At 41.3% G+C, this 24,448-nt stretch carries 27 protein-coding genes, 1 tRNA gene and 1 pseudogene; 13 read left to right on the top strand and 16 right to left on the bottom strand.

Annotation, left to right across the window (positions count from 1 at the left end):
• Positions 1–18: 18 nt before the first annotated feature.
• The 3 genes from IAR63_RS18680 to petJ all read left to right on the top strand — a co-directional run bounded on the left by IAR63_RS18680 (position 19) and on the right by petJ (position 2,195).
• Positions 19–141 (top strand): hypothetical protein, encoded by a 123-nt coding sequence (locus tag IAR63_RS18680; RefSeq protein WP_268905677.1) that lies wholly within the window; start codon positions 19–21, stop codon positions 139–141.
• 345 nt (positions 142–486) lie between these two features.
• Entirely contained in the window at positions 487–1,665 is a 1,179-nt protein-coding gene (locus IAR63_RS16915) for an RpoD/SigA family RNA polymerase sigma factor (protein WP_187707505.1), read from the top strand.
• 197 nt (positions 1,666–1,862) lie between these two features.
• On the top strand, positions 1,863–2,195 hold the full coding sequence (petJ, locus tag IAR63_RS16910) for a cytochrome c6 PetJ (RefSeq protein WP_187706073.1): 333 nt from the start codon (positions 1,863–1,865) through the stop codon (positions 2,193–2,195).
• Between the two features lie 100 nt (positions 2,196–2,295).
• On the opposite strand, the gene IAR63_RS16905 is transcribed toward petJ, so the two are convergent.
• From IAR63_RS16905 to IAR63_RS16880, 6 genes are all read right to left on the bottom strand, one after another.
• Positions 2,296–2,709, bottom strand: coding sequence for an MAPEG family protein (locus tag IAR63_RS16905; protein ID WP_187706072.1), 414 nt, complete (start codon positions 2,707–2,709; stop codon positions 2,296–2,298).
• 39 nt (positions 2,710–2,748) lie between these two features.
• On the bottom strand, positions 2,749–3,957 hold the full coding sequence (locus tag IAR63_RS16900; RefSeq protein WP_187706071.1) for an aspartate aminotransferase: 1,209 nt from the start codon (positions 3,955–3,957) through the stop codon (positions 2,749–2,751).
• A gap of 239 nt (positions 3,958–4,196) precedes the next feature.
• Positions 4,197–5,333: an iron-containing alcohol dehydrogenase family protein gene (locus IAR63_RS16895; protein WP_187707504.1), complete on the bottom strand. Its 1,137-nt coding sequence runs from the start codon at positions 5,331–5,333 to the stop codon at positions 4,197–4,199.
• Between the two features lie 95 nt (positions 5,334–5,428).
• Positions 5,429–5,944, bottom strand: a complete 516-nt coding sequence (locus IAR63_RS16890; protein WP_187706070.1) for a Ycf51 family protein — start codon at positions 5,942–5,944, stop codon at positions 5,429–5,431.
• Positions 5,945–6,026: 82 nt separating this feature from the next.
• Positions 6,027–7,349, bottom strand: coding sequence for an O-antigen ligase family protein (locus IAR63_RS16885; protein ID WP_187706069.1), 1,323 nt, complete (start codon positions 7,347–7,349; stop codon positions 6,027–6,029).
• Complete coding sequence (locus IAR63_RS16880; RefSeq protein ID WP_187706068.1) at positions 7,331–8,173, bottom strand: YaaW family protein; 843 nt, start codon at positions 8,171–8,173, stop codon at positions 7,331–7,333. Before IAR63_RS16880 ends, IAR63_RS16885 begins: the two co-directional genes overlap by 19 nt.
• Positions 8,174–8,448: 275 nt before the next feature.
• On the opposite strand from IAR63_RS16880, the gene IAR63_RS16875 reads away from it, so the two are divergent.
• Both IAR63_RS16875 and thyD read left to right on the top strand, forming a co-directional pair.
• On the top strand, positions 8,449–8,832 hold the full coding sequence (locus tag IAR63_RS16875; protein ID WP_187706067.1) for a hypothetical protein: 384 nt from the start codon (positions 8,449–8,451) through the stop codon (positions 8,830–8,832).
• 76 nt (positions 8,833–8,908) lie between these two features.
• A complete protein-coding gene (gene thyD / locus IAR63_RS16870) occupies positions 8,909–9,829 on the top strand; it encodes a thylakoid membrane protein ThyD (RefSeq protein WP_187706066.1) in 921 nt (306 codons plus the stop codon).
• 8 nt (positions 9,830–9,837) lie between these two features.
• Here thyD and IAR63_RS16865 read toward each other — a convergent pair whose 3' ends face one another.
• The 5 genes from IAR63_RS16865 to IAR63_RS16845 form a co-directional block, all read right to left on the bottom strand.
• Positions 9,838–10,077, bottom strand: coding sequence for a hypothetical protein (locus tag IAR63_RS16865; protein ID WP_009344192.1), 240 nt, complete (start codon positions 10,075–10,077; stop codon positions 9,838–9,840).
• A gap of 11 nt (positions 10,078–10,088) precedes the next feature.
• The gene (locus tag IAR63_RS16860) at positions 10,089–10,514 is read right to left on the bottom strand and encodes a tetratricopeptide repeat protein (protein WP_057178182.1); all 426 of its coding nucleotides are present in this window, start codon (positions 10,512–10,514) and stop codon (positions 10,089–10,091) included.
• A 35-nt stretch (positions 10,515–10,549) separates the two neighbouring features.
• The gene (locus tag IAR63_RS16855) at positions 10,550–10,906 is read right to left on the bottom strand and encodes an iron-sulfur cluster assembly accessory protein (protein ID WP_187706065.1); all 357 of its coding nucleotides are present in this window, start codon (positions 10,904–10,906) and stop codon (positions 10,550–10,552) included.
• Positions 10,907–10,952: 46 nt separating this feature from the next.
• Positions 10,953–11,186 carry a ribbon-helix-helix domain-containing protein gene (locus IAR63_RS16850; RefSeq protein ID WP_187706064.1) on the bottom strand — a complete coding sequence of 78 codons (234 nt, stop codon included), beginning with the start codon at positions 11,184–11,186 and terminating at the stop codon, positions 10,953–10,955.
• Positions 11,187–11,413: 227 nt separating this feature from the next.
• A complete protein-coding gene (locus IAR63_RS16845; protein ID WP_187706063.1) occupies positions 11,414–13,027 on the bottom strand; it encodes a DUF6930 domain-containing protein in 1,614 nt (537 codons plus the stop codon).
• A 244-nt stretch (positions 13,028–13,271) separates the two neighbouring features.
• On the opposite strand from IAR63_RS16845, the gene zds reads away from it, so the two are divergent.
• A complete protein-coding gene (zds, locus tag IAR63_RS16840; protein ID WP_187706062.1) occupies positions 13,272–14,717 on the top strand; it encodes a 9,9'-di-cis-zeta-carotene desaturase in 1,446 nt (481 codons plus the stop codon).
• Between the two features lie 57 nt (positions 14,718–14,774).
• Complete coding sequence (locus IAR63_RS16835) at positions 14,775–15,224, top strand: SRPBCC family protein (RefSeq protein ID WP_187706061.1); 450 nt, start codon at positions 14,775–14,777, stop codon at positions 15,222–15,224.
• Between the two features lie 25 nt (positions 15,225–15,249).
• On the opposite strand, the gene rpe is transcribed toward IAR63_RS16835, so the two are convergent.
• Positions 15,250–15,960 (bottom strand): ribulose-phosphate 3-epimerase, encoded by a 711-nt coding sequence (gene rpe / locus IAR63_RS16830; protein WP_006276635.1) that lies wholly within the window; start codon positions 15,958–15,960, stop codon positions 15,250–15,252.
• Between the two features lie 228 nt (positions 15,961–16,188).
• On the opposite strand from rpe, the gene IAR63_RS16825 reads away from it, so the two are divergent.
• A complete protein-coding gene (locus IAR63_RS16825) occupies positions 16,189–17,778 on the top strand; it encodes a S8 family serine peptidase (protein ID WP_187706060.1) in 1,590 nt (529 codons plus the stop codon).
• Here IAR63_RS16825 and IAR63_RS16820 read toward each other — a convergent pair.
• Positions 17,775–18,236: pseudogene (locus IAR63_RS16820) on the bottom strand (GUN4 domain-containing protein); the annotation flags it as partial. The gene IAR63_RS16825 and the pseudogene IAR63_RS16820 overlap by 4 nt on opposite strands.
• A 168-nt stretch (positions 18,237–18,404) precedes the next feature.
• On the opposite strand from IAR63_RS16820, the gene IAR63_RS16815 reads away from it, so the two are divergent.
• A complete protein-coding gene (locus IAR63_RS16815) occupies positions 18,405–19,829 on the top strand; it encodes an NADP-dependent isocitrate dehydrogenase (RefSeq protein ID WP_187706059.1) in 1,425 nt (474 codons plus the stop codon).
• A 52-nt stretch (positions 19,830–19,881) separates the two neighbouring features.
• A complete protein-coding gene (locus tag IAR63_RS16810; protein WP_187706058.1) occupies positions 19,882–21,030 on the top strand; it encodes an extracellular solute-binding protein in 1,149 nt (382 codons plus the stop codon).
• A gap of 13 nt (positions 21,031–21,043) precedes the next feature.
• Here IAR63_RS16810 and IAR63_RS16805 read toward each other — a convergent pair whose 3' ends face one another.
• The gene (locus IAR63_RS16805; protein ID WP_187706057.1) at positions 21,044–21,940 is read right to left on the bottom strand and encodes a hypothetical protein; all 897 of its coding nucleotides are present in this window, start codon (positions 21,938–21,940) and stop codon (positions 21,044–21,046) included.
• A gap of 173 nt (positions 21,941–22,113) precedes the next feature.
• Here IAR63_RS16805 and IAR63_RS16800 point away from each other — a divergent pair, with 173 nt between their 5' ends.
• The 3 genes from IAR63_RS16800 to IAR63_RS16790 all read left to right on the top strand — a co-directional run bounded on the left by IAR63_RS16800 (position 22,114) and on the right by IAR63_RS16790 (position 22,877).
• Positions 22,114–22,365, top strand: coding sequence for a DNA-directed RNA polymerase subunit omega (locus IAR63_RS16800; protein WP_096546400.1), 252 nt, complete (start codon positions 22,114–22,116; stop codon positions 22,363–22,365).
• A gap of 11 nt (positions 22,366–22,376) precedes the next feature.
• Complete coding sequence (locus tag IAR63_RS16795) at positions 22,377–22,742, top strand: DUF1818 family protein (RefSeq protein ID WP_096546402.1); 366 nt, start codon at positions 22,377–22,379, stop codon at positions 22,740–22,742.
• Between the two features lie 61 nt (positions 22,743–22,803).
• A tRNA-Pro gene (locus IAR63_RS16790) sits at positions 22,804–22,877 on the top strand.
• A gap of 11 nt (positions 22,878–22,888) precedes the next feature.
• Here IAR63_RS16790 and IAR63_RS16785 read toward each other — a convergent pair.
• Both IAR63_RS16785 and IAR63_RS16780 read right to left on the bottom strand, forming a co-directional pair.
• Entirely contained in the window at positions 22,889–23,458 is a 570-nt protein-coding gene (locus IAR63_RS16785) for a 5-formyltetrahydrofolate cyclo-ligase (protein ID WP_187706056.1), read from the bottom strand.
• A 2-nt stretch (positions 23,459–23,460) separates the two neighbouring features.
• Complete coding sequence (locus IAR63_RS16780) at positions 23,461–24,402, bottom strand: GDP-L-fucose synthase family protein (protein ID WP_187706055.1); 942 nt, start codon at positions 24,400–24,402, stop codon at positions 23,461–23,463.
• Positions 24,403–24,448 lie beyond the last annotated feature (46 nt).

The raw sequence follows: 24,448 nt of genomic DNA, 5'->3' as shown, positions 1-24,448 counted from the left end.
GAAACCAGATGAAACTACATGAAAATTCAACCTATAAGTATTGTAGATGGCATTCCTATTTCTGTTAACGTTGATTATCTCCCAGGGGGTTTGACACATTTTGCCCGGAATCAAGAAGATAAGGATATGATTAATTTATGAGTAATTCTTTAGCGTAACCATGTTTGTTTGAGTATTGAAACAATACAAGTCGAAATTATAGCAATCTCATATCAGCTTATCACTTGTTAACGAATAAAAATAAGGGGTTAGGGAGCAAGAACATAAAAGTTTCGTCAATCATTGAGAGTTGCTATGGATATAAATAGGAAACAAATAAGAGTTCAGGAGTAAAAATTAGCGATTAGGAGTGAGAATTATTATTAAATGCCTAAATGAATGATCCGATCAGAATTATTAGCTCCAAGCAGGGAAAATAGCTGACCACCGTCAGCTGAATACTGACAGAAAAATAACTATTATCAAATGAGCAACCGTCAACTAATTATGTACCAAACAAAGCAACTATCCCGAAAGGAACCCATGAATCTTGCTGAATTGGGAAGAATGGAAATACTGGATAACGCTGTGGAACAGGAAGAACCATCACTGGATAATCTGGATAATTTAGAAGCGGTAGTATTTGAAGACTCCTCAATTTTGGAGAGTTTGGAATCAGATGAACGAGATGGGGATGAAATGGGTGCAGCTCGTCCCTCGGGATATAATAAGACCGAACATGATGATGCTGTGGGAGCATTTTTTAAGGAAATGGCCCGTTACCCCCTACTCAAACCTGATGAGGAAGTGGAGTTAGCACGTCGAGTAAGATTCTTAGAAGAAGTTAAGGATTTACAAGCTGCTTTAGAAGAGCAATTAGGTCACAGTGCCAGTAAAAGTGAAGTAGCAAGCAAGTTTGATCTGAATGAGAAACAATTAGAAAGCCGACTGTATCAGGGAAGAGTGGCAAAGCGGAAAATGATTCGCTCTAATCTGAGATTGGTAGTATCTATTGCTAAACGATATTTAAATCGGGGAGTGCCCTTTCTAGATTTAATTCAAGAAGGAGCAATGGGGCTAAATCGTGCCACAGAGAAGTTTGACCCCGATAAGGGATATAAATTTTCAACTTATGCTTATTGGTGGATTAGGCAAGCAATTACACGGGCAATAGCTAATGATGCTAGAACTATTAGACTACCAATTCACATTGTAGAAAAACTCAACAAGCTGAAAAAAGCTCAAAGAGAACTGAAACAGAAATTTGCGCGTAACCCAACAGAAGTAGAAATGGCGGAATTCTTGGAAATGACTGTTCAACAACTTCGTCAGTTACAACAATTGCGTCGTCAAGCACTTTCTTTAAACCATCGTGTGGGTAAGGAGGAAGATACGGAATTAATGGACCTATTAGAAGATGAGGACAACCAATCTCCAGAAGCTAAAATGAATGAAAACATGATGCGTCAGGAGATATGGGAGGTTTTAGGTGATGTACTTACCCCTAGGGAAAAGGACGTGATTTCCCTGCGTTATGGATTAACAACTAGTGAACCTTGCACCCTAGAAGAAGTAGGAAATATGTTTAATCTTTCTCGTGAGCGCGTGCGTCAAATTCAAAGTAAAGCCATGCGGAAATTGCGTCGTCCTCATATTGCTAAACGTTTAAAAGGTTGGCTAATTTGATTTTAAATTCTTCCTCCCCCGGTTTTTATCACCGGGGATTGGAAATGGATGATTTAATTAAATTTAATATTTAATATGGATTCCTTAAAGAAAAACAAAAAATATACTTTGTCAAATATTCAGTTCAACACTTACAGTTTATATTCAACTCATCAAACAGAATACTAAAAGATGAACTATGGTAGAGAGACTACAAAATGAAAAAGATTATTGCCGTGTTGATGTTATCCATTGCCATCTTAACTCTTGCTTTCGGTAGTCCTGCTATAGCAGCAGATACAGCAGCTGGAGCAGCGGTATTTCAAGCTAATTGTGCCCAGTGTCATGCTGGTGGTAAAAACCTAGCTAATGCTGCTAAAACCTTGAGCAAAGCAGATCTAGAAGAGTACAATTTGTATTCACAAGATGCTATTATTGCTCAAGTTACAAACGGTAAAAACAGTATGCCTAAGTTCAAAGGTAAATTAAGTGCTGAAGAAATTGCCAATGTAGCAGCTTATGTTATGGAGCAAGCGAAAGCAGGTTGGTAACACTCACAAACTCAACAAGTAGTTGAAACTGCTAACCCACCCTAGCCAAAAACTAGGGGGTTTTTGTTGGTCAAAAATCGATCAATTTTTAACTCATTGACTAGGTGGTCCCTTTCAAAATACTGAGGACAAAAAGACTAATAATACAAGCAGAACCAACTCCAAACATCAAGGAGCGAAGAATGGGTATATTCAGTATGTAGAAAACTGAAAAGAGAACCCGTGCTGTCACATAGGCGATCGCCGCGTATAGTGCTAATTGAGAATCCACTCCCGTCACATAGGCCATCAGAGCTGCAGGAGCATAAATCATGAAGGATTCAAAACAATTCTGATGGGCCCAGGTAGCTCTCCGTGCGTATGGTGGTAATTTATCAAACATAGAACGGGGAGCAGACAGGTCATAACCCACTTTCACCCTGGCATAAGCTACTAGTAGATACGGAAAATAAATCGTGACCGCAGCTAATGGGATGGAATAGAGCAAGGTGGAAGGGACAGGAAAATTTAGCATTGAATTAAGGTAGAACAGAGTAATTAATTACACCAGTTTTTAAAAACATACCGGAACCACATCTGACTGATAACAAATACCCGCTTGCCTAAATCTCTCCAAAGCTTCACCTAGGCGATCGCAATCTGCTATCAAACTAATTCTCACATACCCCTCACCACCAACCCCAAAAGCATTACCAGGAGTAACCACCACACCGGTTTTTTGCAGGATGTTGAGGGCAAAATCCGTAGAACCCATACCTGCAGGACACTTAACCCATAAATACATAGTTGCTTTAGTAGGATTAATATTCCAACCCAACTTGCTTAAACCAGCAATCAGAAAATCTCGCCTCATGCTATAACGTTGCTGCACTGTATGTAAGTAAGAATCTGGTAGGCGTAAAGCGGTTTCTGCGGCGGTTTGTAATGCGGAAAAAATCCCATAGTCCAAATTAGTTTTCAGAGTTCTTAAACCTTGGATAACATGACGATTACCCACTACAAAACCAACTCGCCAACCTGCCATATTATAGGTTTTAGATAGGGTATGAAATTCCACACCAATATCTTTGGCACCGGGGATTTCTAACAAACTGGTAGGTTGATAACCATCAAAAGCTAATTCAGCATAACACAAATCATGAACCAGTAGAATCTCATGCTTTTTAGCAAAAGCAACTATGTCCTCAAAAAACTCCCGTGGTGCGGTTGCTCCTGTGGGGTTGCTAGGGTAATTAAAATAGAGGATTTTTGCTTTTTGAGCTACTTCATCGGAAATAGACCCTAAATCAATTAACCAATCATCCTTCTCCTGCAGAATGATATTATGAATTACTCCCCCAGCAATAATTGGACCTCGGAAATGCACGGGATAGGAAGGAGAAGGCACTAAAACCGTATCACCCGGATTAATATAGGCGATCGCCAAATGTGCCAAACCTTCTTTAGAACCTAATAGAGGTAATGCTTCGCTGTCAGGATCTAAAAGCACATGATAGCGCCGATAATACCATTCAGTAATTGCCTTACGAAAATTAGCAGTACCTTCAAAGGGTGGATAACCATGATTAGCAGGATTTGCCAAAGCTGTTTTGGCTGCTTCTATAATTGGTTGAGGAGTTGCACCATCAGGATTTCCCATTCCTAAATCAATTAAGTCCAGTCCTTGCTCTCTAGCCTTGGCCTTTAATTCGTCCAATCTAGCAAAAACATAGGGTGGTAGTTTCTTTATCCTATCTGCGGGGGTAATCCAACTTAAACTCATTCTTCAACCTCGGAATAATTCGTCACTCTTTGTAAGCATTTTTAATATTGAATCACCCCTGACGTATGATTCGACATCGTACAATCTTCGCTCTGCTGGGTTGCTTTTGATTTTCCCCTCATCTGCATATCTCCTCAAAGTGTTTGGATGCAATCCTAGAAATTCCACCGCTTTTCTGAGTGGTATGTATGCCATAAGGAAAGTATAGCATTAGTTGGTGAAAATCAGCAAATGATTAACTAGCTAATTTCCCTTTGTCTTAGAACCGGAGCAGTAGTAGAAATCATAGCCGCCATTAACTGTTCCGAGGATACGGAGAAGGGTAACCGATGGATATCAGAATTAGGTGCTAGGGCGATTTCCGCTGCTGTTTGCAATTGGGTCAAGGAAATATTTCCCAGTCCCAAATCTGCCAATTTTTGTGGCAGTCCAATTTCTGTATAGAATTTTAATAATTGCTGTCTAGCGGTTTCCGCTAGTTGATTGCCCTGAAGCATTTCTTCTAATCGCAATTGCACTAAAATTCCGTATGCTACCTTTTCTCCATGAATGCTACCATGTCCACAAATGTGAGTTAACCCATTATGTACTGCATGGGCAGCAACTGTACGACACCGGGCTCCCCCTAAACCACCAATTACACCCGCTAACATTACAGCACAATCCACCACCTCTTGCCAAATTTGACTACCAGGAGAGTCCAAAGCTGCTGCGGACTTTTGTAATAGTATATCGCGTAAAACTCTAGCTTGTTGGACTGCAGCAATAATCAGTGTATCCTGCATATTACCACTACTAACAGATGCCTCATACCATTTGGCAATCCCATCTCCAATTCCAGCTACCAGAGTTTCCCGGGGTGCGGTTTTAATCAAATCATAATCTAAAATTAGCAAATCCGGAGATCGACACAAGGGAACATCATATAAAAATGCCCCCGATTCAGAATACACATTAGATAAAGCTGTCCATGCTGCACAGGTGGCAGCAGATGTAGGAATTGTTACTACTGGTAGCTGTAATTGATGTCCCAGTAATTTAGCTGTGTCTATGGATTTTCCACCACCTAGTCCAATAATCACATCTGCTCTATGTTCCTTAACTGCTTTCCGTAACGCTTTCAAACTGACTTCACAGCAATCTGGGCTATAGGAAGTAGCAAAAGTATCCAGATCTGTTTTTTGGAAAATGACTTGTAAGCTCTCCTGATAAATACTCAGAGTGTGTTTTCCTGTGACAATTAAGGGTCGGTTACCCAGGGTAGAAATTTCTGAGATAGCAGATTCAAGAACGCCAGCACCTCGGATTACCTTTGCTGGAGCAACACTTAATGTCAAGAAAGAACTAGTGGTAGGAGTGGGTAATAGACTAGCCATGATAGACACGATAGACATAATAGATATAGTATGGCAAAAACCATCACAAATATTAATAATAAATATGTACTATATGGGTCAAAACCTAAATGATTTCAGGATGGTGGTAATTGGGGAAATTTATCCAAGAAAACTTCCACCAACATTTGTGGGTCTTCCCGGGTAACTAGTGTTCTTTCCACTTTACCCAAGTAGACAGGTGTTGATATACCTGGTTCCGGGTGGAGAACTGTCCGAGCGCGAATTGTCAAACTGTTGTTACCTCCAGCTCCCATGCGCCCGTAAGAGTAGAGATTACTGGCTGCTTGGCGTAAAGTTGCTTCTAGCTGGGTAGGAGTAATATCTGGACTGGTAGCAATTACGGCTTGATTGGAACCATTGTCATAAACTAAAGTATATCTAGCAGCACCAGGAATTACTGTACGACTCAGGGGAACTAGGGATAGTGAAAAGAGTCCTGCTGTGAGCACAAGCATAAAACCAGTTGCACCTACCAAGCGAAAACGTAACCCCCATTTAAATAGAAGAGCCAAAATTGTCAGTGCTGCAAGTGCTATGGTCGTGATTCCTGACCATTGAGAGTATTGAAGAAAGTCTGCTGTAGTGGGCATAAACTAGACATAAAATTGTAACTGCTGATATCCAATAGAATAGGACAAAATCTGAGATTTACGCAAAAATTCCATGCTGGAGTTAATTATGGGAACTTTCATAGCGATGAGCTACACCGTATAAAGCTGCTAAAATTACCCAGAACAGGGCACTTAATATCAGGTCAAAAGTGGTCACATCTACCATGTTAAACATTATCCAGCCTATAAAAGCTAATAGGTAACTCAAAAAGACTAATCTATTTTCTCTTGGCAAAGATGACTTGTACCAAATTTTGATAGCAACTATAACTATCCAAAATAAGAAGCAAATAAACAAGCAGGTAGTAATTAAACCCGTTTCGGCTGATAGCATTAAAAACAGATTGTGGGGATGGTTAATACCAACACCCATTTTCTGCTGATAAAGGTGAGGAAAACTGCGTAGACCCCAACCGGTTAAGGGTTGTTGTAGGGTTAAATCCCAGGCAAACTGCCACTGGGTTTTACGCATTAATGCCAAGGGTCTGTCAGGATACATTTGATCATTTAATCGCGCCCAGATGAAATAGGGAACAAAACTACGAAAAAGAGAAGCGATTCTCTCGGTTGCAAAGGCTGCTAACATAATACTGGCAGTTATGCCCATTATTCCAGCTACAATTAGTCGCCAACCTTTATAAAGAGAATAGGCAATACAAGCCATAACTGCTATTCCCCACCCATTGCGAGAGCTAGTTAATATCAAAGCTAAAAAGTTAGCAATGATCATTACACTCAAGAATATAAATGAAGAGTGGTTATAATCTGCTTTTTTACGTATCTTTTGATAATTTTCTAACCATAAACCTAAGCCCAGAATCAATACGGTAATCAGATAAGCTGCTAGAGTATTGGCGTGCATGAATATGGAGGACATTCTTCCCAAGGGTTCTCCCCCGGGGTAAATTGTCAAATTAACCACTACTGATAGAAATTGCCATCTTGCATGCCAACCTAAAAACAGTTGTCCCAAGCCAATAATTACCACAGGTAAAGAACTGCATACAATAATCCAAGTCAGTTGACGCAATTCACTAACTCTAGTGATTAAAGGAGTTAATCCAGCAAACACCACAAAATATGGCAAGAAATTGAATAATCCTAAAAGAGTATCTGGTTGATCCTTAGCAAATACCGTAAATCCCGTAGTAATTAAAAACCAAAAACTTAAAATTACCAATAAATGATTCAAGGTTTTGTGTTTAATACTGGAGTGTTTTTTTCTCCAGGTCTTGTAGGATGCCCAACAAATGGCTATGGCCCCAAAAAATGGATTAATGGGGAGAATCAGTAACCCCAACAACAAACTATTCCATGGTAGTTGTAGACTAGAATGGGGATGGACAAAAAACTGTCGAATTTGTTTTAAGTTGGCTGCCAACATTCTGTGCGAGTGAGACGAATTTGAGCAAGGGTAAAAATAGTGGGAATAATACGACCATAGTTAGTAGAAATTGTCCGCCAACCCAAGTCTGCTAGAAACCAGGCCCACATTACGGGTCCCACGATGGAAAAAACAGTGCGTACCGCACCATAACGAGCAGCACTGAGGGTCATTCCCCGTCGCGCCATTTGGGCGGTAACATAGTTTTTAATTTGTTGACTGGCCATTTCTGTGCCAACAATGGTAGCTTGCTTGGTTACCTGATAGGTGGCTAAATGGGTAGCAAACTGACAAGCAATTTGTTTCAGTAAATATGGTTGAATCACGGAAGTGACTGCTACTGCACTACCAGCTTTGAAAATCAATCCTAAAGAATCTGTAGGCAACAATTGTAACACAGAATTGGGTAAATCTGATGTTAGTAGTTGAGACTGTATTCGAGAAGAGATTTTTTGCCGTTGTTGTGGTGGTAATTTTCTCCAAACTTTTCCTAGAAGATGCAAAAATACTTCTGCTTCTAAATCAACGGTTGATAACTCTTCATAATAGGATATTTTTAAATGCCTACAAACTTGAACTAAGGCTTGCCTATATGTTACTTTGTCAGTACGCTTACGCAATACGGTTATTCCATCAGCTGCTAAAAATCTAAATCTACTCTCTAAAGTATCTAACCAAGCCTGACGATTTTGGCTTTGTACCATGACAGGTTCCGGGGTATGAACATAATCTAAGGGGTTAAATTTACGACTGAACAGAATTGCGGTTATGTCTTGCAGTTCTTCGTGGGTCGCCAACTCCAGAACTGTCCTCAGCTCATCCAATTTTCTTTCCTCCTTATCCCATGTTTAACTTGGTTTGTGATGTTTTACTTCCTTGATGGATTTCCACCGGATTGTACCAATAGTAACATATCTCGAAAAGTTTGTCTATCAACTGCCCACTCCCTCCCCCCTATTGCCTATTTTTCCTTTATAAAATTGATCCCTAATGTTTATACTTAGTTTTGTGTAGTTTCTTAGCATATTTTTGTGAACTGTCAAATAATTATAAATATAGATAGAAATTTGTCCTTTTAATAAAATGGAGTGCAAAAGTTATGAGGACCGTGATTAAGTTAACACAGGAACTGGTGATTGGGGAAATTGAAAGCATTTTGCGCACGTACCCATACAGTCCCTATCAACAAGTTTTTCAAATTAGTGATTTACGTCAGGAGTTGATTGTTTTCGTGATGAATCGTCTCCCAGGTATTAATCCTAAGGCTAGTCAAGACCAAATGTTGCCAGTAGTGGAGGAAGATGGTGACAATAGATTATTTAATAGACATTTATCAGGTAACTTTTTAGAGCAGCAACTACATCTGCAAAATTTAGTCCATCAGGGAGTTTTTGCTATTATCCAAGCTAAAGCTGATGTAATTAGTCATCTTTTGAATGAACCAGTTCATCCTGGCTGTGAACCATCTAATTGGTTTGGCTAGTTAAGGAAAGCCAATTGTGGTAGAATGGGAATCGATTAGTAACCAAAACACCATCGGTATGTGAAAAATAAACTATATGAAAGTAGCAGTTACTGGAGCAACTGGATTTGTCGGTAGTCGTTTAGTCCAATGTCTACATGACAGAGGTGAACAAATATTAGTGTTGAGTCGCAATCCTAGATCCGCTGCTAGGATTTTTCCTTCCGAGGTTTTTCCCAATGTGGAAATTTTGGCTTACACACCTGGTGTATCCGGAGTCTGGCAAAATAGAATTGCTGGTTGTGATGGTGTGGTAAACTTAGCAGGGGAACCCATAGCACAACAACGCTGGACTCCAGAACACAAGCTGGAGATTCTTAATAGTCGCAAGTTGGGCACCCAAAAAATCGTCCAAGCTATAGCTGAAGCTAACCCTAAACCGTCTGTGTTGATCAATGCTTCAGCTATTGGTTTTTATGGCACTAGTCAAACCGCTACTTTTGATGAAAATAGCCCCACAGGTAATGATTTCCTCGCTCAGGTCTGTCAACAGTGGGAAGAGCAAGCACAAATGGTGAGGAATTATGATGTGCGGTTGGTCATTTTGCGCTTTGGTATTGTCCTTGGTAATGGTGGTGCTTTAGGCAAAATGATTACCCCCTTCAAACTTTTTGCGGGCGGTCCCATTGGTAGTGGTAATCAGTGGTTCTCTTGGATTCATCTCAACGATATTGTAAATCTAATTATTCAGTCTTTGGTTGATCCAAATGCACAAGGTGTGTACAATGCCACTGCTCCCCATCCTGTGCAAATGAAAGACCTTAGCAATACAATGGCACAGGTGATGAACCGTCCCGCTTGGTTACCAGTACCCGGGTTCGCCCTGGAAGCACTTTTGGGAGAAGGGGCGATGGTAGTTCTGGAAGGACAAAGGGTTCTACCTCAACGCACTCAAGCCTTGGGTTTTCAATATCAGTACCCCCTTCTCCCCTCCGCTTTACGGGAAATCTTGACCTGATTCCTAGGCTAATTGCTAAACTTCTTACTCACCCAACTGCTAATTCCACTCACTAATGCTCCCCCCATTAGCAAGCCAATGGCTGGATTGAATAGGGGGGTCCATAGTTTGTGCCAAAGGTCTAATCCTAAGTTCATCCCTGAAGCATTACCCACAATGGCTATGGCAAACCAGCCAAATCCTAAAATTACTAGGAAAAAGTCGGCTACTAGTATTATGTTGACCCAGTTTAATATTTTTTCTTTCATCGAATTGTGCTTTAACTGATGTCAAATAACCATGTTTTCACTTTAGCTAAATTGTTCCAATTGGGCTTTCTAGCTAAACCATCCTCAATACTATTTCTCAGGTCTTCTTCCCATTCTTTATTGACGAAAATCAATTGCTGGGCAGCTATTATGTGTTCTCTTAAACCCTTTTGACCTGTCTCTAACATGGCTAGGGCTAAATTCACCCTACCTTGGGGATCTTGGGGGTTGATCTTGACGGCTTTACTCGCCGCTTTGTAGGCTAGTTGCCCTTTCTCTTCTAAAAGATACAACCAGGCTAAACATATCCATGCGGAACCTGATTTCGGTGAGCGATCGCACACCTCTTTAAATACGGGGATGAGATCTGCAGCAGACTCACCATCCTTATATCGCTGTAACCCTGTATCAAATAGTTCCTCAACTGTCACGGTCATTGTGTTGAATTAATTAGTTGAATTAATCTAGTCTATTATACTCCAAAGGATTTGCCACAACCACAGGTTTGGGAAGCATTGGGATTGGTAAATTGGAAGCCTCCACCAATCATAGCATTGCTGTAGTCTAGCATTAATCCATATAGATATAATAAACTCTTGCCATCGCAAACAATTTTAAAGCCATCGTAATCAAAAACCTCATCCTGGGGGGTAATTTTAGAGAGGTCTTCAAAATCCATCATGTAGGACATTCCAGAACAACCGCCTTGACGGACTCCCACCCTCAGGCATAAATCTTGGCCTTGTTGAGCTTGGAGGGATTTTACCTGACGTAGTGCGGCTTCACTGAGAATAATTCCGCGTTGTTGAGTTTGAGTTACTGGTGTCATATCTGATTTAAACTCCTTAGCTAAATAGACCTTTTTAAGAATTAAACTAGTCCTGGTGTAATTGTACCATTGTTTTGGTTGTTTTGCTCAAAACCTGGAGACCTTCCAGCTCGCTTGCTAAAGACTTATATTCATCATTGTTGGGTAAGCTCCTAATCAGTTCACGAATCACATCTGTAGCTGGTCTTCCGGTTTGTTGACAATATTTTTCCAATTTTTCGGCTTCCTGTGTTGCCAGATTGACGGTTATACGTTTAACAGCCCATTTTTTGTTAGTCATCAGACACAAATTCCCGCTTGTTAAGAGTAGAAAATGATACCTTTATTTTTAAACTTCCAGGGGATAAAACCCAGAATTATCCAACTTTTTTGGGTTGACTACTGTTGTATAGAGTTAAACTGTCCGAACCACAATCATACAACAATTGTTGCCTAACTGCACTACGGAAAACCACAGATTAGCATAAAAATTGTTGAACCCAATAGATATTGAGTAATAATTAATACTTAAATTTCCAAAAAATCGATGCCTAACTCTTCAGGGGTAATACATTTTCCATCAAAGAAGGCCATAATATCATTGATTCCAGGATTACCACGGGTGGTGGAGAGTCCCTTGGCAATGACTAATCCACAATGGCCACCATTTTGGCGACATGCTCTATTCCATCTTTTCTGGGATGCAATATAATTTTCATCGTCGTGTGAAAATTCCGTAATTAAGAACAGATCCTCATTATGTGTTTGCAGGATACTCAAGTCAACTTTTTTTCCATCTTGGTGACTATTTACAGTATTAAAGCAAATCCCTCTAATATCCCCTGCATCGCGAATATTTTTAATGATAGTGTTCGCTTTTGCGCGAGAAGTTTGTACTAAAAAAATAGGTATGGTGTCACATTTAGACTTAATTTTGTGACCTCCTAAATGTCTAACAGTAGGAGGTAGGGAAATTAAGCTGTTCCAGGGTATGGTTCCGAGAGACAGTAAACAACCTTCCGGTATTAAGTCATTCCGTAATTGCTCTATCTGATCGAAATCATCTTCCACTAAATGGGCACTTTCAATCTCATATAACTGCGAACACAGTTCTGGCATGGTACAAATATTGACAGATACATTTTGATTGCCTTGATCACAATCAGGTACAGAAATGCGATAGCGTTGGGTAATTACTGGGAAATCCTTTTGGGACAGGGGACGTTTATGATCACGCAGAAAACGGATGACGCTTTCGAGTGCAACATACATAATCTGTGCTTCTTCTTCGTATAGAATGGAGTTCAATCCTTCCAAAGGATGGATAGTGCCAAAATCGGGTTCAATTTCTGAGGATGGTAAATACCCTATATTTATATCTTCATCTTCTGTGTCCAGGTCTTCATCATCCTCATCTATGGGATCAAAAGTAAGAAATAGGCAATCCTGCTGGAGAAAAGCTGATTCCAAAGACTCATCTTCAGATTCTTCATAGGAGTGATAAAAATCAGTGCGGAATCTTGTCAGAGATTCCGCAGAACGGTAGAACAACACAGTATAATCAGCACCTCCCATAATTGAGACATACAGTTTTTCTATATCCCATTTATTAATTTCTATGGAAATAATCTTATTTGGATGGACGAATTCCCATGGTGCCATTTCCCAAATTTTATAAGCCTTCTTTGTAAGACCTTCTGCGTATTTTGGAGGTAAAGGGGGGACATAACTTTCCATGACCTCGCCAAAGGACTGGAAAATTTCATCAATCAGTGGTAGTTCCGGTGAATAATCAACTGTAATATCCAAATCCTGTAAAATCCCCCGCAGGTAAAATTGAACTTCCCTGTCCCGTACGAGAATTTTTTGAGGTCTGGCACGTTTATCTCCACCTTGCGGGTGTTCCATGGCCTGTATTAGAGTACGCACCATGGCTTCCCTTCCTTGTACTGAGCCTATTACCTCCATACTTCTAATAACTCCCTCCGAACCATCCACCCAGAGAATGCACTCCCCAGCTGGTAATTCAAATTCTTCACTGACCACTGGTGACAAAAGTGTACGGCGATCTCCCTCCCATACACAGGGTACTTGGGTCAACTTCTTTAATCTACGAATAGTGGATGGACTAAAGCCTGTCATAAAGTTACTTCAGTGTTAGTTTAGTGAATTTAAATATGTTAAGTTTAAACGGGTGTTAGCTATACCTTCCTCCCACAGGTGGCAAAACATAAAAAAAATTTGTCTGAATAGACCTAACAACCTTATTTTAGAATAAAAATTCTTAGATGCTGTGCTTGCTATAGCTTCGCAAATTTTTGACCCCAATCAAGTTACAATTTGTAAACAACTGATAACTGGGTCTAAGCAATAAAGGAATTTGGGAATGCGTGTTGTAATTGTAGGAGCAGGATTGGCTGGATTAGCTACTGCTGTAGATTTAGCCGATGCGGGTTGGGAGGTGGAAATTTTTGAAGCTCGCCCGTTTGTCGGTGGTAAGGTCAGCAGTTGGGTGGATGGTGATGGCAATCACATAGAAATGGGGTTGCATGTGTTTTTTGGATGCTACTACAATCTATTTGAGCTCATGGCAAAGGTGGGAGCAGGCAATAATTTACGTCTCAAGGAACACACTCACGTTTTTGTCAATAAAGGTGGAAATACGGGAGCTTTAGACTTTCGATTTATTACTGGCGCACCTTTTAATGGGTTAAAGGCATTTTTTACCACTTCCCAACTTTCATTACAAGATAAGTTACAAAATGCTCTTGCTCTGGGCACTAGTCCTATTGTTCGAGGTCTAATTGACTTTGAAGGAGCTATGAGGGATATCCGCAATTTAGATAAGATTAGCTTTTCTGAGTGGTTTTACAGCCATGGAGGGAGTAAAGGGAGCATCAAACGGATGTGGAATCCTATTGCTTATGCTTTGGGTTTTATCGATTGTGACCATATTTCTGCCCGTTGCATGTTGACAATTTTCCAGTTCTTTGCAGCTAAAACCGAAGCTTCTATTTTACGCATGCTGGAAGGTTCACCTCAAGAATATTTACATCAACCTATTGTTAATTATTTGACCGATAGGGGAACTAAAATTCACACCCGTCGTCAAGTACGAGAAATTCAATTTACCGAGTCTGACTCCCAAGCTGAGGTTACCGGTATATTGGTCGCTCAAGGTGAGCAGGAAGAACTAATCACAGCAGATGCTTATGTTTTTGCTTGTGATGTGCCAGGAATTCAGCGTGTCCTTCCTTTATCCTGGCGCAAGTGGCCAGAATTTGATAATATTTACAAGTTAGATGCAGTGCCCGTTGCTACTGTACAACTCCGGTTCGACGGGTGGGTCACAGAACTACAAGACTCAGAAAAACGTCACCAGCTCCATCAAGCTGTCGGTATAGATAATTTATTATATACCGCTGATGCTGACTTCTCCTGTTTTGCTGATTTGGCCCTAACCAGTCCCGCAGATTATTATCGCCCCGGACAAGGTTCCCTCATGCAACTGGTTCTCACACCTGGTGATCCCTTCATTAAACAAAGCAATGAGGCGATCGCTCACCATGTACTCAAGCAAGTTCATGAGTTGTTTCCTTCTTCTAGGGAGTTGAACATGACCTGGTACAGTGTAGTCAAGTTGGCCCAATCTCTCTACAGAGAAGCACCAGGGATGGATCCATACCGTCCGGATCAGAAAACACCTGTGGGCAACTTTTTCCTAGCTGGCAGTTATACGCAACAAGACTATATTGATAGTATGGAAGGGGCGACTATTTCCGGTAAACGAGCAGCTAAGGCAATTTTAGCAACTTGGGGAATTTTTAAGTGACAGTTAATTGACAGTCTAAAATTTAAGATGTAAAGTCTCAAACAAAACTCAAATCCCATGGCTGACTGGTTAGAGCATAGCGTACAGATAGAAGTTCCAGTTCCCATAGAACTAGTATGGGAATTGTGGTCTGATTTACAACAAATGCCCAAATGGATGAAATGGATTGATTCGGTGAATATCTCCACCGATGACCCCAATATCTCCCTTTGGAAACTGAGCACGGGTGGTCTGGAATTCACCTGGAAATCCCGCATCCTCCGAATTACCTCCCAGCAAATTATTCAGTGGGAATCGGTTGATGGCCTGCCAAATCAGGGAGCTATTCGCTTTTATGACCGCCATCAAGGGGGTAGCATTGTCAAGATGACAGTCGCCTACGCTATACCAGGAATCCTTGGTAAGTTGATGGACAATTTGTTTTTAGGTCGGGTGGTAGAATCAACACTCCAAGCAGACTTAGAAAGATTTAAACAGTATGCTATCGATTTGCAACCAGATGATTGACTACACCCCCTTTAATGGCGAATCCCTATAGAGAAACAGCTAGTTCCTTCACAGGACGTTTGCTATGACGAATATTCTCAATGGCTTGAGCATAATCAGGAGCATTAAATACAGCTGAACCTGCTACGATGGCATTAGCTCCAGCTTCTAATACCTGCCAAGTATTATTAGCTTTTAAACCACCATCAACTTCAATCCAAGGATCCAAACCTTTTTCATCACACATCTGACGTAGTTGGCGAATTTTAGGTACCACGCTGGGAATAAAACTTTGTCCGCCGAAACCAGGGTTAACACTCATGATTAGCACTAAGTCACAGAGTTCTAGTACATATTCAATTAGCTGTAAGGGCGTACCAGGATTGAGTACAACCCCAGCTTGTTTACCTAACTCCTTGATTTGTCCTAGGGTGCGGTGCAGATGAGGGGAAGCATTGTGTTCAGCATGGACGGAAATAATATCCGCACCAGCTTTAGCAAAACCTTCTACATATTTTTCTGGTTCCACAATCATCAAATGGACATCCAGTGGTTTGGTTGTAACTGGACGAATCGCCTCCACAACCAGAGGACCAATGGTAATGTTGGGGACAAAACGTCCATCCATTACATCAACGTGAATCCAATCTGCTCCTGCTGCATCTACCGCACGAATATCCTCGCCTAAACGGCTAAAGTTTGCTGATAGGATGGATGGAGCAATAACTATGGGCTTTTGAGATCGGTTTTGAGTCATGGCTAGGGGGTTCTTTATCGTCTTCGTCTGTAGTTACTGTAACAGAATATGGAACAATTCCTTCCAATAGAAATTGGCGATTTTTCGCTTTCCTTTCAAAGCACGGGGGATAGAACTCCCTCATTCTTCTATTCTACTATTCCTAGCTATGTGCAGATTCACAGAAGAATGATTTAGAAAGTCCGTTTGCCGTTTTTAAAAATTACTTGCATAGGGATATCTGCTACGATGAAGGAAACTTTGATTATATGCACTTTGGGTATTTGCTCTTTAGGTGTGCCAGTACTTGCATCTATTCAATCTAGCAATTTTCTGGGAACTAATGGTATTAATGCTCTGATTTTACACCAACCACCCTATAAATTAACTGGTCGTAAAATTGCCCTGGGCCAGGTAGAAATTGGCCGTCCCGGTGTATTTGGCTTGGATAAAGCCGTATCTAAAAACCGCGCCGTTACCCCAACTGCCGTATTTTCACTAAATGAACCCGCTCAATCTAACCTTGGTGTTGATACTCATGCCTACAATGTAGCTGGAGTGATGACTAGTCAAGACAAGTATCTTCCAGGGGTAGCACCCCAAGCAAAATTATACTCCTCTGCTGTTGGACTTGGCCGTAACTTAGGTCAATCAGAGGAGTGCTTGTCAGCACAACATGTTGCTCTACAAAATGGTGGAGATTTACGAGCCATTAACTTTAGTTTTGGCGAACCCCTTAACCGCGATCCTAGACCAGAACCAGTGTTAGATGGTAAAGCCCTACTAACTTTATGTGTTGACTGGTCAACTCGAGTGCATGATGTAACCTATGTGATTGCTGGAAATCAGGGTAAAGGAGGAATTTCCATTCCTACGGACAATTTTAACGCCATCAACGTGGCTTTTTCATCACCAAGGAGAGGAATTTTTGACAAACTTCATGTTTCTAATTTGGCAGGAAATAACCAAGAAGTGAGCGATCGCCTGGTAGGGAAGGAATTTAACATTAATGGGCGCAGTTCCGTAGGTTTAGTAGCTCCTGGGACAAACATTCCGGTAATTAACCCGGATGGTAAATTAAATAAATCTACTGGTTCAAGTTTTGCTGCGCCCCAGGTCACAGGAACCATAGCCCTGTTACAAGAATTTGCCGATAGACAATTAAGAAAGCAGACTGTAAATTGGAAAATTGATGCCAGGAGACATCAAGTCATGAAAGCCGTACTATTAAACTCAGCGGAGAAAATCCTAGATAATGGTAATGGACTAAGACTGGGAATGACCAGGACCTTAGTAGATAAACAAAATAGAGATTGGGTAGTTTCCCAAGCCTATAACAATCCAGGAATTCCCTTAGATCCCCAAATGGGTTCAGGTCATTTAAATGTATTTCGTGCCTACCAACAATTTATGTGGGGACAATGGGGGCCCGGTAATGAAGTACCAGCCATTGGTTGGGATTATCATAGGATTAGTGCCAACTCATCAATAGACTATAGCCTGAGGAAACCCTTAAAAAAAGACAGTTTTGTGGCTATTACCTTGACTTGGGACAGACTAGTAGAACTGGAGGATACCAATCAAAACCGATTATATGATACGGACGAAACATTTATAGACAAAGGAATAAATAACTTAGATATTTACCTCTTAAAAGCCGATGAAAAAAAAATAAAAGTTTCCAATTGCTCTTCCACAAGTCAAATTGACAATGTGGAGCATATCTTTTGTAGTATCCCTGAAGGTGGTAAGTATAAGGTACGCGTGGATTTTAAAAACCAAGTTAACCAATCAAAACAAGACTACGCCCTAGCTTGGTGGACAGTAGGAGAAAACTAGGAAGGAGTAATCCATGCCGGGTGAGATAAGAGAGAGGCCATAACTCGCACCCCCCGTAGTTGATTAGACAGGGGTAAATGACCCCTAGGGGCGGTCAAATTCCAGGTAAACTCATGGGGATAGCGAGTCCATTTTTCACCCTGCTTCCAGCCGATTTTAGGCCATAACCTATCCCAGTTTCTACCTACCCCCAACCAAAGTTCCCGCTGCACAGAAAAACCAAATTTGCCTTGGGAGTGAGCCAACCAAAGACTATTAATGGTTTGCAGATCCTGGATGGGGAAATTTTCCACTTCAGTGAAATATAACCATTTTCTGCGCACTGCTTGGGTTCCCGCCACTTCACACATTTGTTGAATTGTCAATAGGTCAGCAGCCTGAAAATCTTGCTTGACGAGCAATTGCGCCAAAGAATCGTAACTAATACCACAGGCTGATTTGAGGGGTAGAATTCCTTGGGACTCCATACTTTTAAGTTTTACCGTTAATGGATTCATGCTATCATGGAATTACCAAAACAGGTGGGTTTCCTGCGTTAAATTAGCTTCGGTGGAAGTATTTATAGGAAATTGCTGGAAGATAGCACCAAAGCAGCGCTTGTTTCTTTATTTTGGAATGTGTTAACCATGTACGAAAAGATTACCCCTCCCCCAACCGGCGAAAAAATCACCTTCCAGAACGGGGAACCCATAGTTCCGGATAATCCCATTGTCCCTTTTATTCGCGGTGATGGAACAGGTATAGATATTTGGCCAGCTACGGAGAAAGTGCTAGATGCAGCAGTGGCTAGGGCTTACAATGAAAAAAGAAAGATTAGTTGGTTCAAGGTCTATGCTGGAGATGAAGCATGCGATTTATATGGAACCTACCAGTACTTACCCCAGGATACTCTTACAGCCATTAAGGAATATGGTATTGCCATTAAAGGTCCGCTAACTACCCCCGTAGGTGGTGGAATTCGTTCATTGAACGTGGCATTGCGTCAAATATTTGATTTATATGCCTGTGTGCGTCCCTGTCGTTACTATGCGGGAACTCCTTCTCCCCATAAAAGCCCAGATAAACTAGATGTAATTGTTTATAGGGAAAATACAGAAGATATTTACTTGGGGATAGAATGGAAACAAGGTAGTGAAATAGGAGAGCGATTGATCAGCATCCTGAACAAAGATCTCATACCAGCGACACCAGAGCATGGCAAAAAACAGATTCCCCTGGATGCGGGAATAGGAATCAAACCGATTAGTAGGAGTGGTTCCCAAAGACTAGTGAGACGTGCCCTAAAGCATGCTTTACAACTACCCAAGGAAAAACAACAGGTAACCTTGGTGCATAAAGGGAATATAATGAAATACACCGAGGGAGCGTTTAGAGATTGGGGTTATGAGTTAGCAACCCAGGAATTTCGTGCAGAGTGTGTCACAGAAAGGGAATCATGGATTTTAGGCAATAAGGAGAAAAATCCCCAAATTTCCCTGGAAGAAAATGCCAGAATGATTGACCCAGGATTTGACAATTTGACACCAGAAAAAAAAGCACAAATTGTCAAGGAAGTAGAAACAGTAATCAATTCAATATGGTCTACCCACGGGGATGGGCAATGGAAAGATAAAGTCATGGTAAATGATCGGATTGCTGACAGTATTTTCCAGCAGATTCAGACCCGGCCAGATGAGTATTCTATTTTAGCCACCATGAACTTAAACGGAGATTATTTATCCGATGCTGCTGCGGCCATTGTCGGTGGTTTAGGAATGGGTCCAGGAGCAAACATTGGAGACTCCTGTGCCATTTTCGAAGCTACCCATGGCACAGCACCAAAACATGCAGGATTAGACAAAATTAATCCTGGTTCTGTTATCCTATCAGGTGTAATGATGCTAGAATACATGGGATGGCAAGAAGCAGCGGATTTAATTAAAAGAGGGCTAGGTGCTTCCATAGCTGATGGTAAAGTCACTTATGACCTAGCACGGCTAATGGAACCTCCAGTGGAACCACTAAAATGCTCTGAATTTGCTGACGCAATTATTCAACAATTCAACTGTTGATATCCTATTGGTAGTGGTATGCAAAAATGGGGTCAGGAATTGGGGAAACAAAATGAAACGAAGGAATTTTCTATTTAATGTGGGTGGAATTCTGCTTGGTCAAACACTCATAGGATGTAACGGTAAAAATCAATCAGAATTCCAGGTATTGCTTTTAAAGGGTTCTATACCAGGCTATGTGGTCAATCAATTTAACAAAAAATTACAATCAGATAAAACACTCCCGAATGTCAAACTAAGTTTTGTACCAAAAAATCAGATATATGATTTGTTTGAACAGTTACAAACTTGGCGAGAGACAACAGATAAGAGTCCAGGGGGGAAAAAATCACCCCATTGTGACCTAGTAACCTTGGGAGACTATTGGTTAAAACCAGCTATTGAGCAGAAATTAATTCGACCCTTACCAATAAAAAAAAGTAAACAATGGTCATCCTTACAGGAAAAATGGCAGCAGTTGGTGAAACGGGATGATCAGGGTAATTGGGATTCTCAAGGTGAAGTATGGGGGGCACCTTATCGTTGGGGAAATACGGTGCTTGTATATAATCAAAAACAGTTACAGAAATTTAATTGGCAACCACGAGATTGGGGTGATCTATGGCGAAGTGATTTGCGCTCTCGTATTTCTCTACCCAATCACCCCAGGGAGGTGATTGGATTGGTTTTAAAGAAACTGGGCAGATCTTACAACACGGTAAATCCAGTAAAAATTTCCAACTTAAACATAGAACTGGAGAGTTTAAATCAGCAGGTGAAATTCTATGACTCCACTAACTATCTAGAACCCCTAATTACTGGAGACACATGGTTAGCAGTAGGTTGGTCAAATGACATTATCCCTATTTTAAGTCGTTATCCCCAATTGAGAGCAGTTATACCCCAGTCAGGAACAGCAATTTGGGCAGATTTATGGGTGCAACCAGCAAATACACTAATGACTGAGGAAACAGATAATTTAATATCACAATGGATTGACTTTTGTTGGCAACCAGACATTGCTGGACAAATTGTGATGTTGGGTAAAACCAACACCCCTACTTTTATCAATACTTCTAAGGTTCAGGGTATAAGTGATTCCATACAAAACCTACTCGCAATTGAGCAGGAATTACTAGAAAAATGCGAGTTCTTAAAACCCTTATCCTTAGAAAGTATAAACCAGTACGAGGAATTGTTTTTAAAAATGAAAACCGGCTAAACAATCTCTGATGCTAGCCTCCCTTAAGACGACTGGTTCTAGTCCGACGGGGAGTAGAACCTTCTACCTTAGCGCGTGGGGAAGAATTAGAAACCGTGGGTTTTGATTCTGACGTTACTTCTGGGGGATTTTCAGGTATCAAGTGCGTTACAGATTGGTCTGGGGACTCAGTTATAATTGTTTGCAGCTCTTCTGTCAAATTGGCAACCTGCTGCAGCTCGGGAACAAATTCCTTTCCTTGGAGTCTTAGACCCAGCTCAAACAGCAATTCCGCCATATCATCCTTAGAAACTTTCTCTTGAGTTAATATAGAGGAGTACCTTTCCAACTCCTCAATGGTTTGAACACGTAGCTCGGTGATTTCATCCTGTAACTTATTCCGAGTGGCCTGCAAATTTTCCTGCAAGGTTTTAGTCTGCTGTTGAAATGTTTCCTTCACTGTTTCAATACTACCCCCCAGCCTTTTGTTCACTAGCTCAAGCTGCTGACGAATTTCTAGCTTTTCCTCCTCGTCTTTTGTCTGTATTGATTTAAACCGTTTATCAGCATTTTCCGCTAGTTCGTCTAATTCAGACGTTAGGGAATCTTGTAGTTCCTGGGTGGCTGTGAGAATGCGCTTGTTAATATTATCTATTTGCTGATTGAGATTAAATTTCTCCTCCTCATCCTTAATAATTAGATTGCGAATCTTTTTTTCTAGTAGATCAGCAGTAGCGTTTAACTCCACTAAGATTGCTTGACGGGTTTCCTCACCTCGACTGCGTAATTCGTACTGAACCGATGCCAAACCACGTTCCAGCTGTTCTAGACGGTTATTATACTCTCTCAAATGAGGTCCAATTAGTATATCGCGGATCTGATCTATGTTGCCTAAGCGTTCCCTGAGATCGGACTTTGTTAGCTCGTTCATGATCTTTTCCTGGGTTCAAGTAAGGATTGTAACACAAATAGGGTATCACAGGTGTTCAAAAAATTCATTAAAATTATCCAACAATTATCTTGTGGGTTTAGTCGTTTTTTGATAACTGTGCTAATATTGGTGAGTAAGTAAATTGAACGTCAAAAATTCAACCCAAAACCAGTATGCTCAAACGTTCCAGGTTCGAGACCACCCAATCTCAAATTATGCAGCGCTCAGAGGATTTGATTAACGCCGCATCAAATCGTTATCGGATCACTGTGCAGGTGGCTAATCGTGCTAAACGTCGCCGTTATGAGGACTTTGAGAATAACGAAGACAGTATTATGAAACCGGTGCTTAGAGCAATCATTGAAATGTCAGACGAGTTAACTCAGCCAGAAATTATTGGTGAGTTACCTAGCGATTGGCTGTAATACCACGGAAAATGCAAAAGGTAGTTAAACGGGGAGCTGGTTGGCAAATAGGTTGGAAACCAGACTCTAGCCAATTTAAGGGTTTGGTGGGAAGTGATGATTGGGCTGTTGAACTAACCGAACCGGAGCTGGAACATTTTTGCCATCTACTAACCCAACTAGTGGACACCATCAGGGTTTTGACATCAGAACTCATGGATGAAGAAAAAATTACCTGTGAAGCTGAAACCGATCTAGTGTGGATGGAAGTAGAAGGGTATGCCCATTTGTACAGCATGCGATTTATCCTGACTAGTGGAAGATCTGTTCAAGGATACTTAAGTGCCCATGCTGTCCAAGAGTTGGTCAAGGCGGTGGCAAACCTGAAAGTTTTTTGAAAAACCCTTGCTTTTTTTTCCCACCTTTGATATATTAGGGAAAGTGATTTAATTCGATTAACGGGGCGTAGCGCAGCTTGGTAGCGCGCCACTTTGGGGTAGTGGAGGTCGTGGGTTCGAATCCCGCCGCTCCGATTACAGGTTCTTTAAGAACCCTGGTGATCAGTGAAAACCCCTCCCAATGGTTGGTCCCAAGGATCAATCCAGGGTATTTCTGGTAGGTAGGCAAAATCAAAAACTACCCCTCTAGTGGGTATGTGGGATATGGTGGGGGAACTCAAAAATCGGTCATAGTAACCACCACCATATCCCAGACGGTATCCCCGGTGGTCGCAGGCCACACTGGGAACCAGGATGAGGTCAGCTTCCGTGGATTCTATGCTAGGAGAACGGGGATCTGGTTCAGCAATGCCATAATTGCTGATGGTTAGAATGGTGTCTGGTTGCCATAAGTGCCAAACAAGAGATTTGCCAACACAGCGGGGGAAACCCCAACGACGTTGGGAATTCATAGACTGACTAAACAGTGAACTCAGATCCGGTTCCTGACGGAAACTCAAGTAGGCGAGAATTGTTTTGGCTCGGGTAAATAAAGGTGAGGCCTCTATTATACTACAAATGCGATCGCTCTTGAGTTGCCATTCTTGTAAAGTCATGGATTGACGAGTTGCCAATATTTGGTGACGCAGTTGTTTCTTGCTGACATTAGTTTGCATTTTCAGCTTTTAGCCCTATACCATTGGATGGTATTTTTCAATCCTTCCTCAAAGCCCACTTGAGCGGTAAAACCAAAAGCTTCCTTAGCTTTTCGAGTATCTAAACAGCGTCTTGGTTGTCCATTAGGTTTATCAGTTTGCCAAACTATTTCTCCCTCATAGTCCATTAAGTCACAAATAAGATTAATCAGATCCCTAATGGAGATTTCATAACCCGTACCCAAATTAATGGGATCAGGTTCGTGATAAAACTGGGTTCCCATAACAATACCCAGTGCTGCATCTGTGGAGTAGAGAAATTCCCGGGTGGGGGAACCATCACCCCAAACCAACAGTTGTTTTTCCCCCTGAACTTGGGCTTCGTAAACCTTGCGAATCAAAGCGGGAATCACATGAGAACTTCTAGGGTCAAAATTGTCTTCAGGTCCATAGAGATTTACGGGTAGTAAGTAAATACCATTAAAACCATATTGCTGACGATAGGACTGGAGCTGAACCAAAAGAGCTTTTTTAGCAATCCCATAGGGAGCATTAGTTTCTTCGGGATAACCATTCCAAAGATCTTCCTCTTGAAATGGAACTGGGGTAAATTTAGGGTAAGCGCAAATAGTTCCCACACAGACAAACTTTTCCACACCTGCTTGATAAGCTGCATGGATCAACTGGGTTCCCATGATTAAGTTGTCATAAAATAACTCAGCTGGTTTTTCTCGATTCAAACCAATTCCACCCACATGAGCAGCTAGGTGAATGATAATATCCTGTTGGTTAGCTGCGCGCTGACAATTTTCCCAAACTCTTAGATCACAATCACGGGAGCGTGTGACTGTGATTTTTTCTGGATTAGCTCCAGCTTGACATAATTGAGCTACTACCTGGCGACCTAGAAAACCCGCTCCACCTGTTACCAGAATACGTTTGCTTTGTAATTCTAATTCATTCATGTTTCTTTCCTCCTGGAGACCCCTGGGGGGTTTTGACTATCCGCCC

Origin of the sequence: Cylindrospermopsis curvispora GIHE-G1 (genome assembly GCF_014489415.1) — a bacterium.
In the GTDB taxonomy this organism is placed as follows: domain Bacteria; phylum Cyanobacteriota; class Cyanobacteriia; order Cyanobacteriales; family Nostocaceae; genus Raphidiopsis; species Raphidiopsis curvispora_A.
This window is presented reverse-complemented; position numbering and strand designations above follow the sequence as displayed.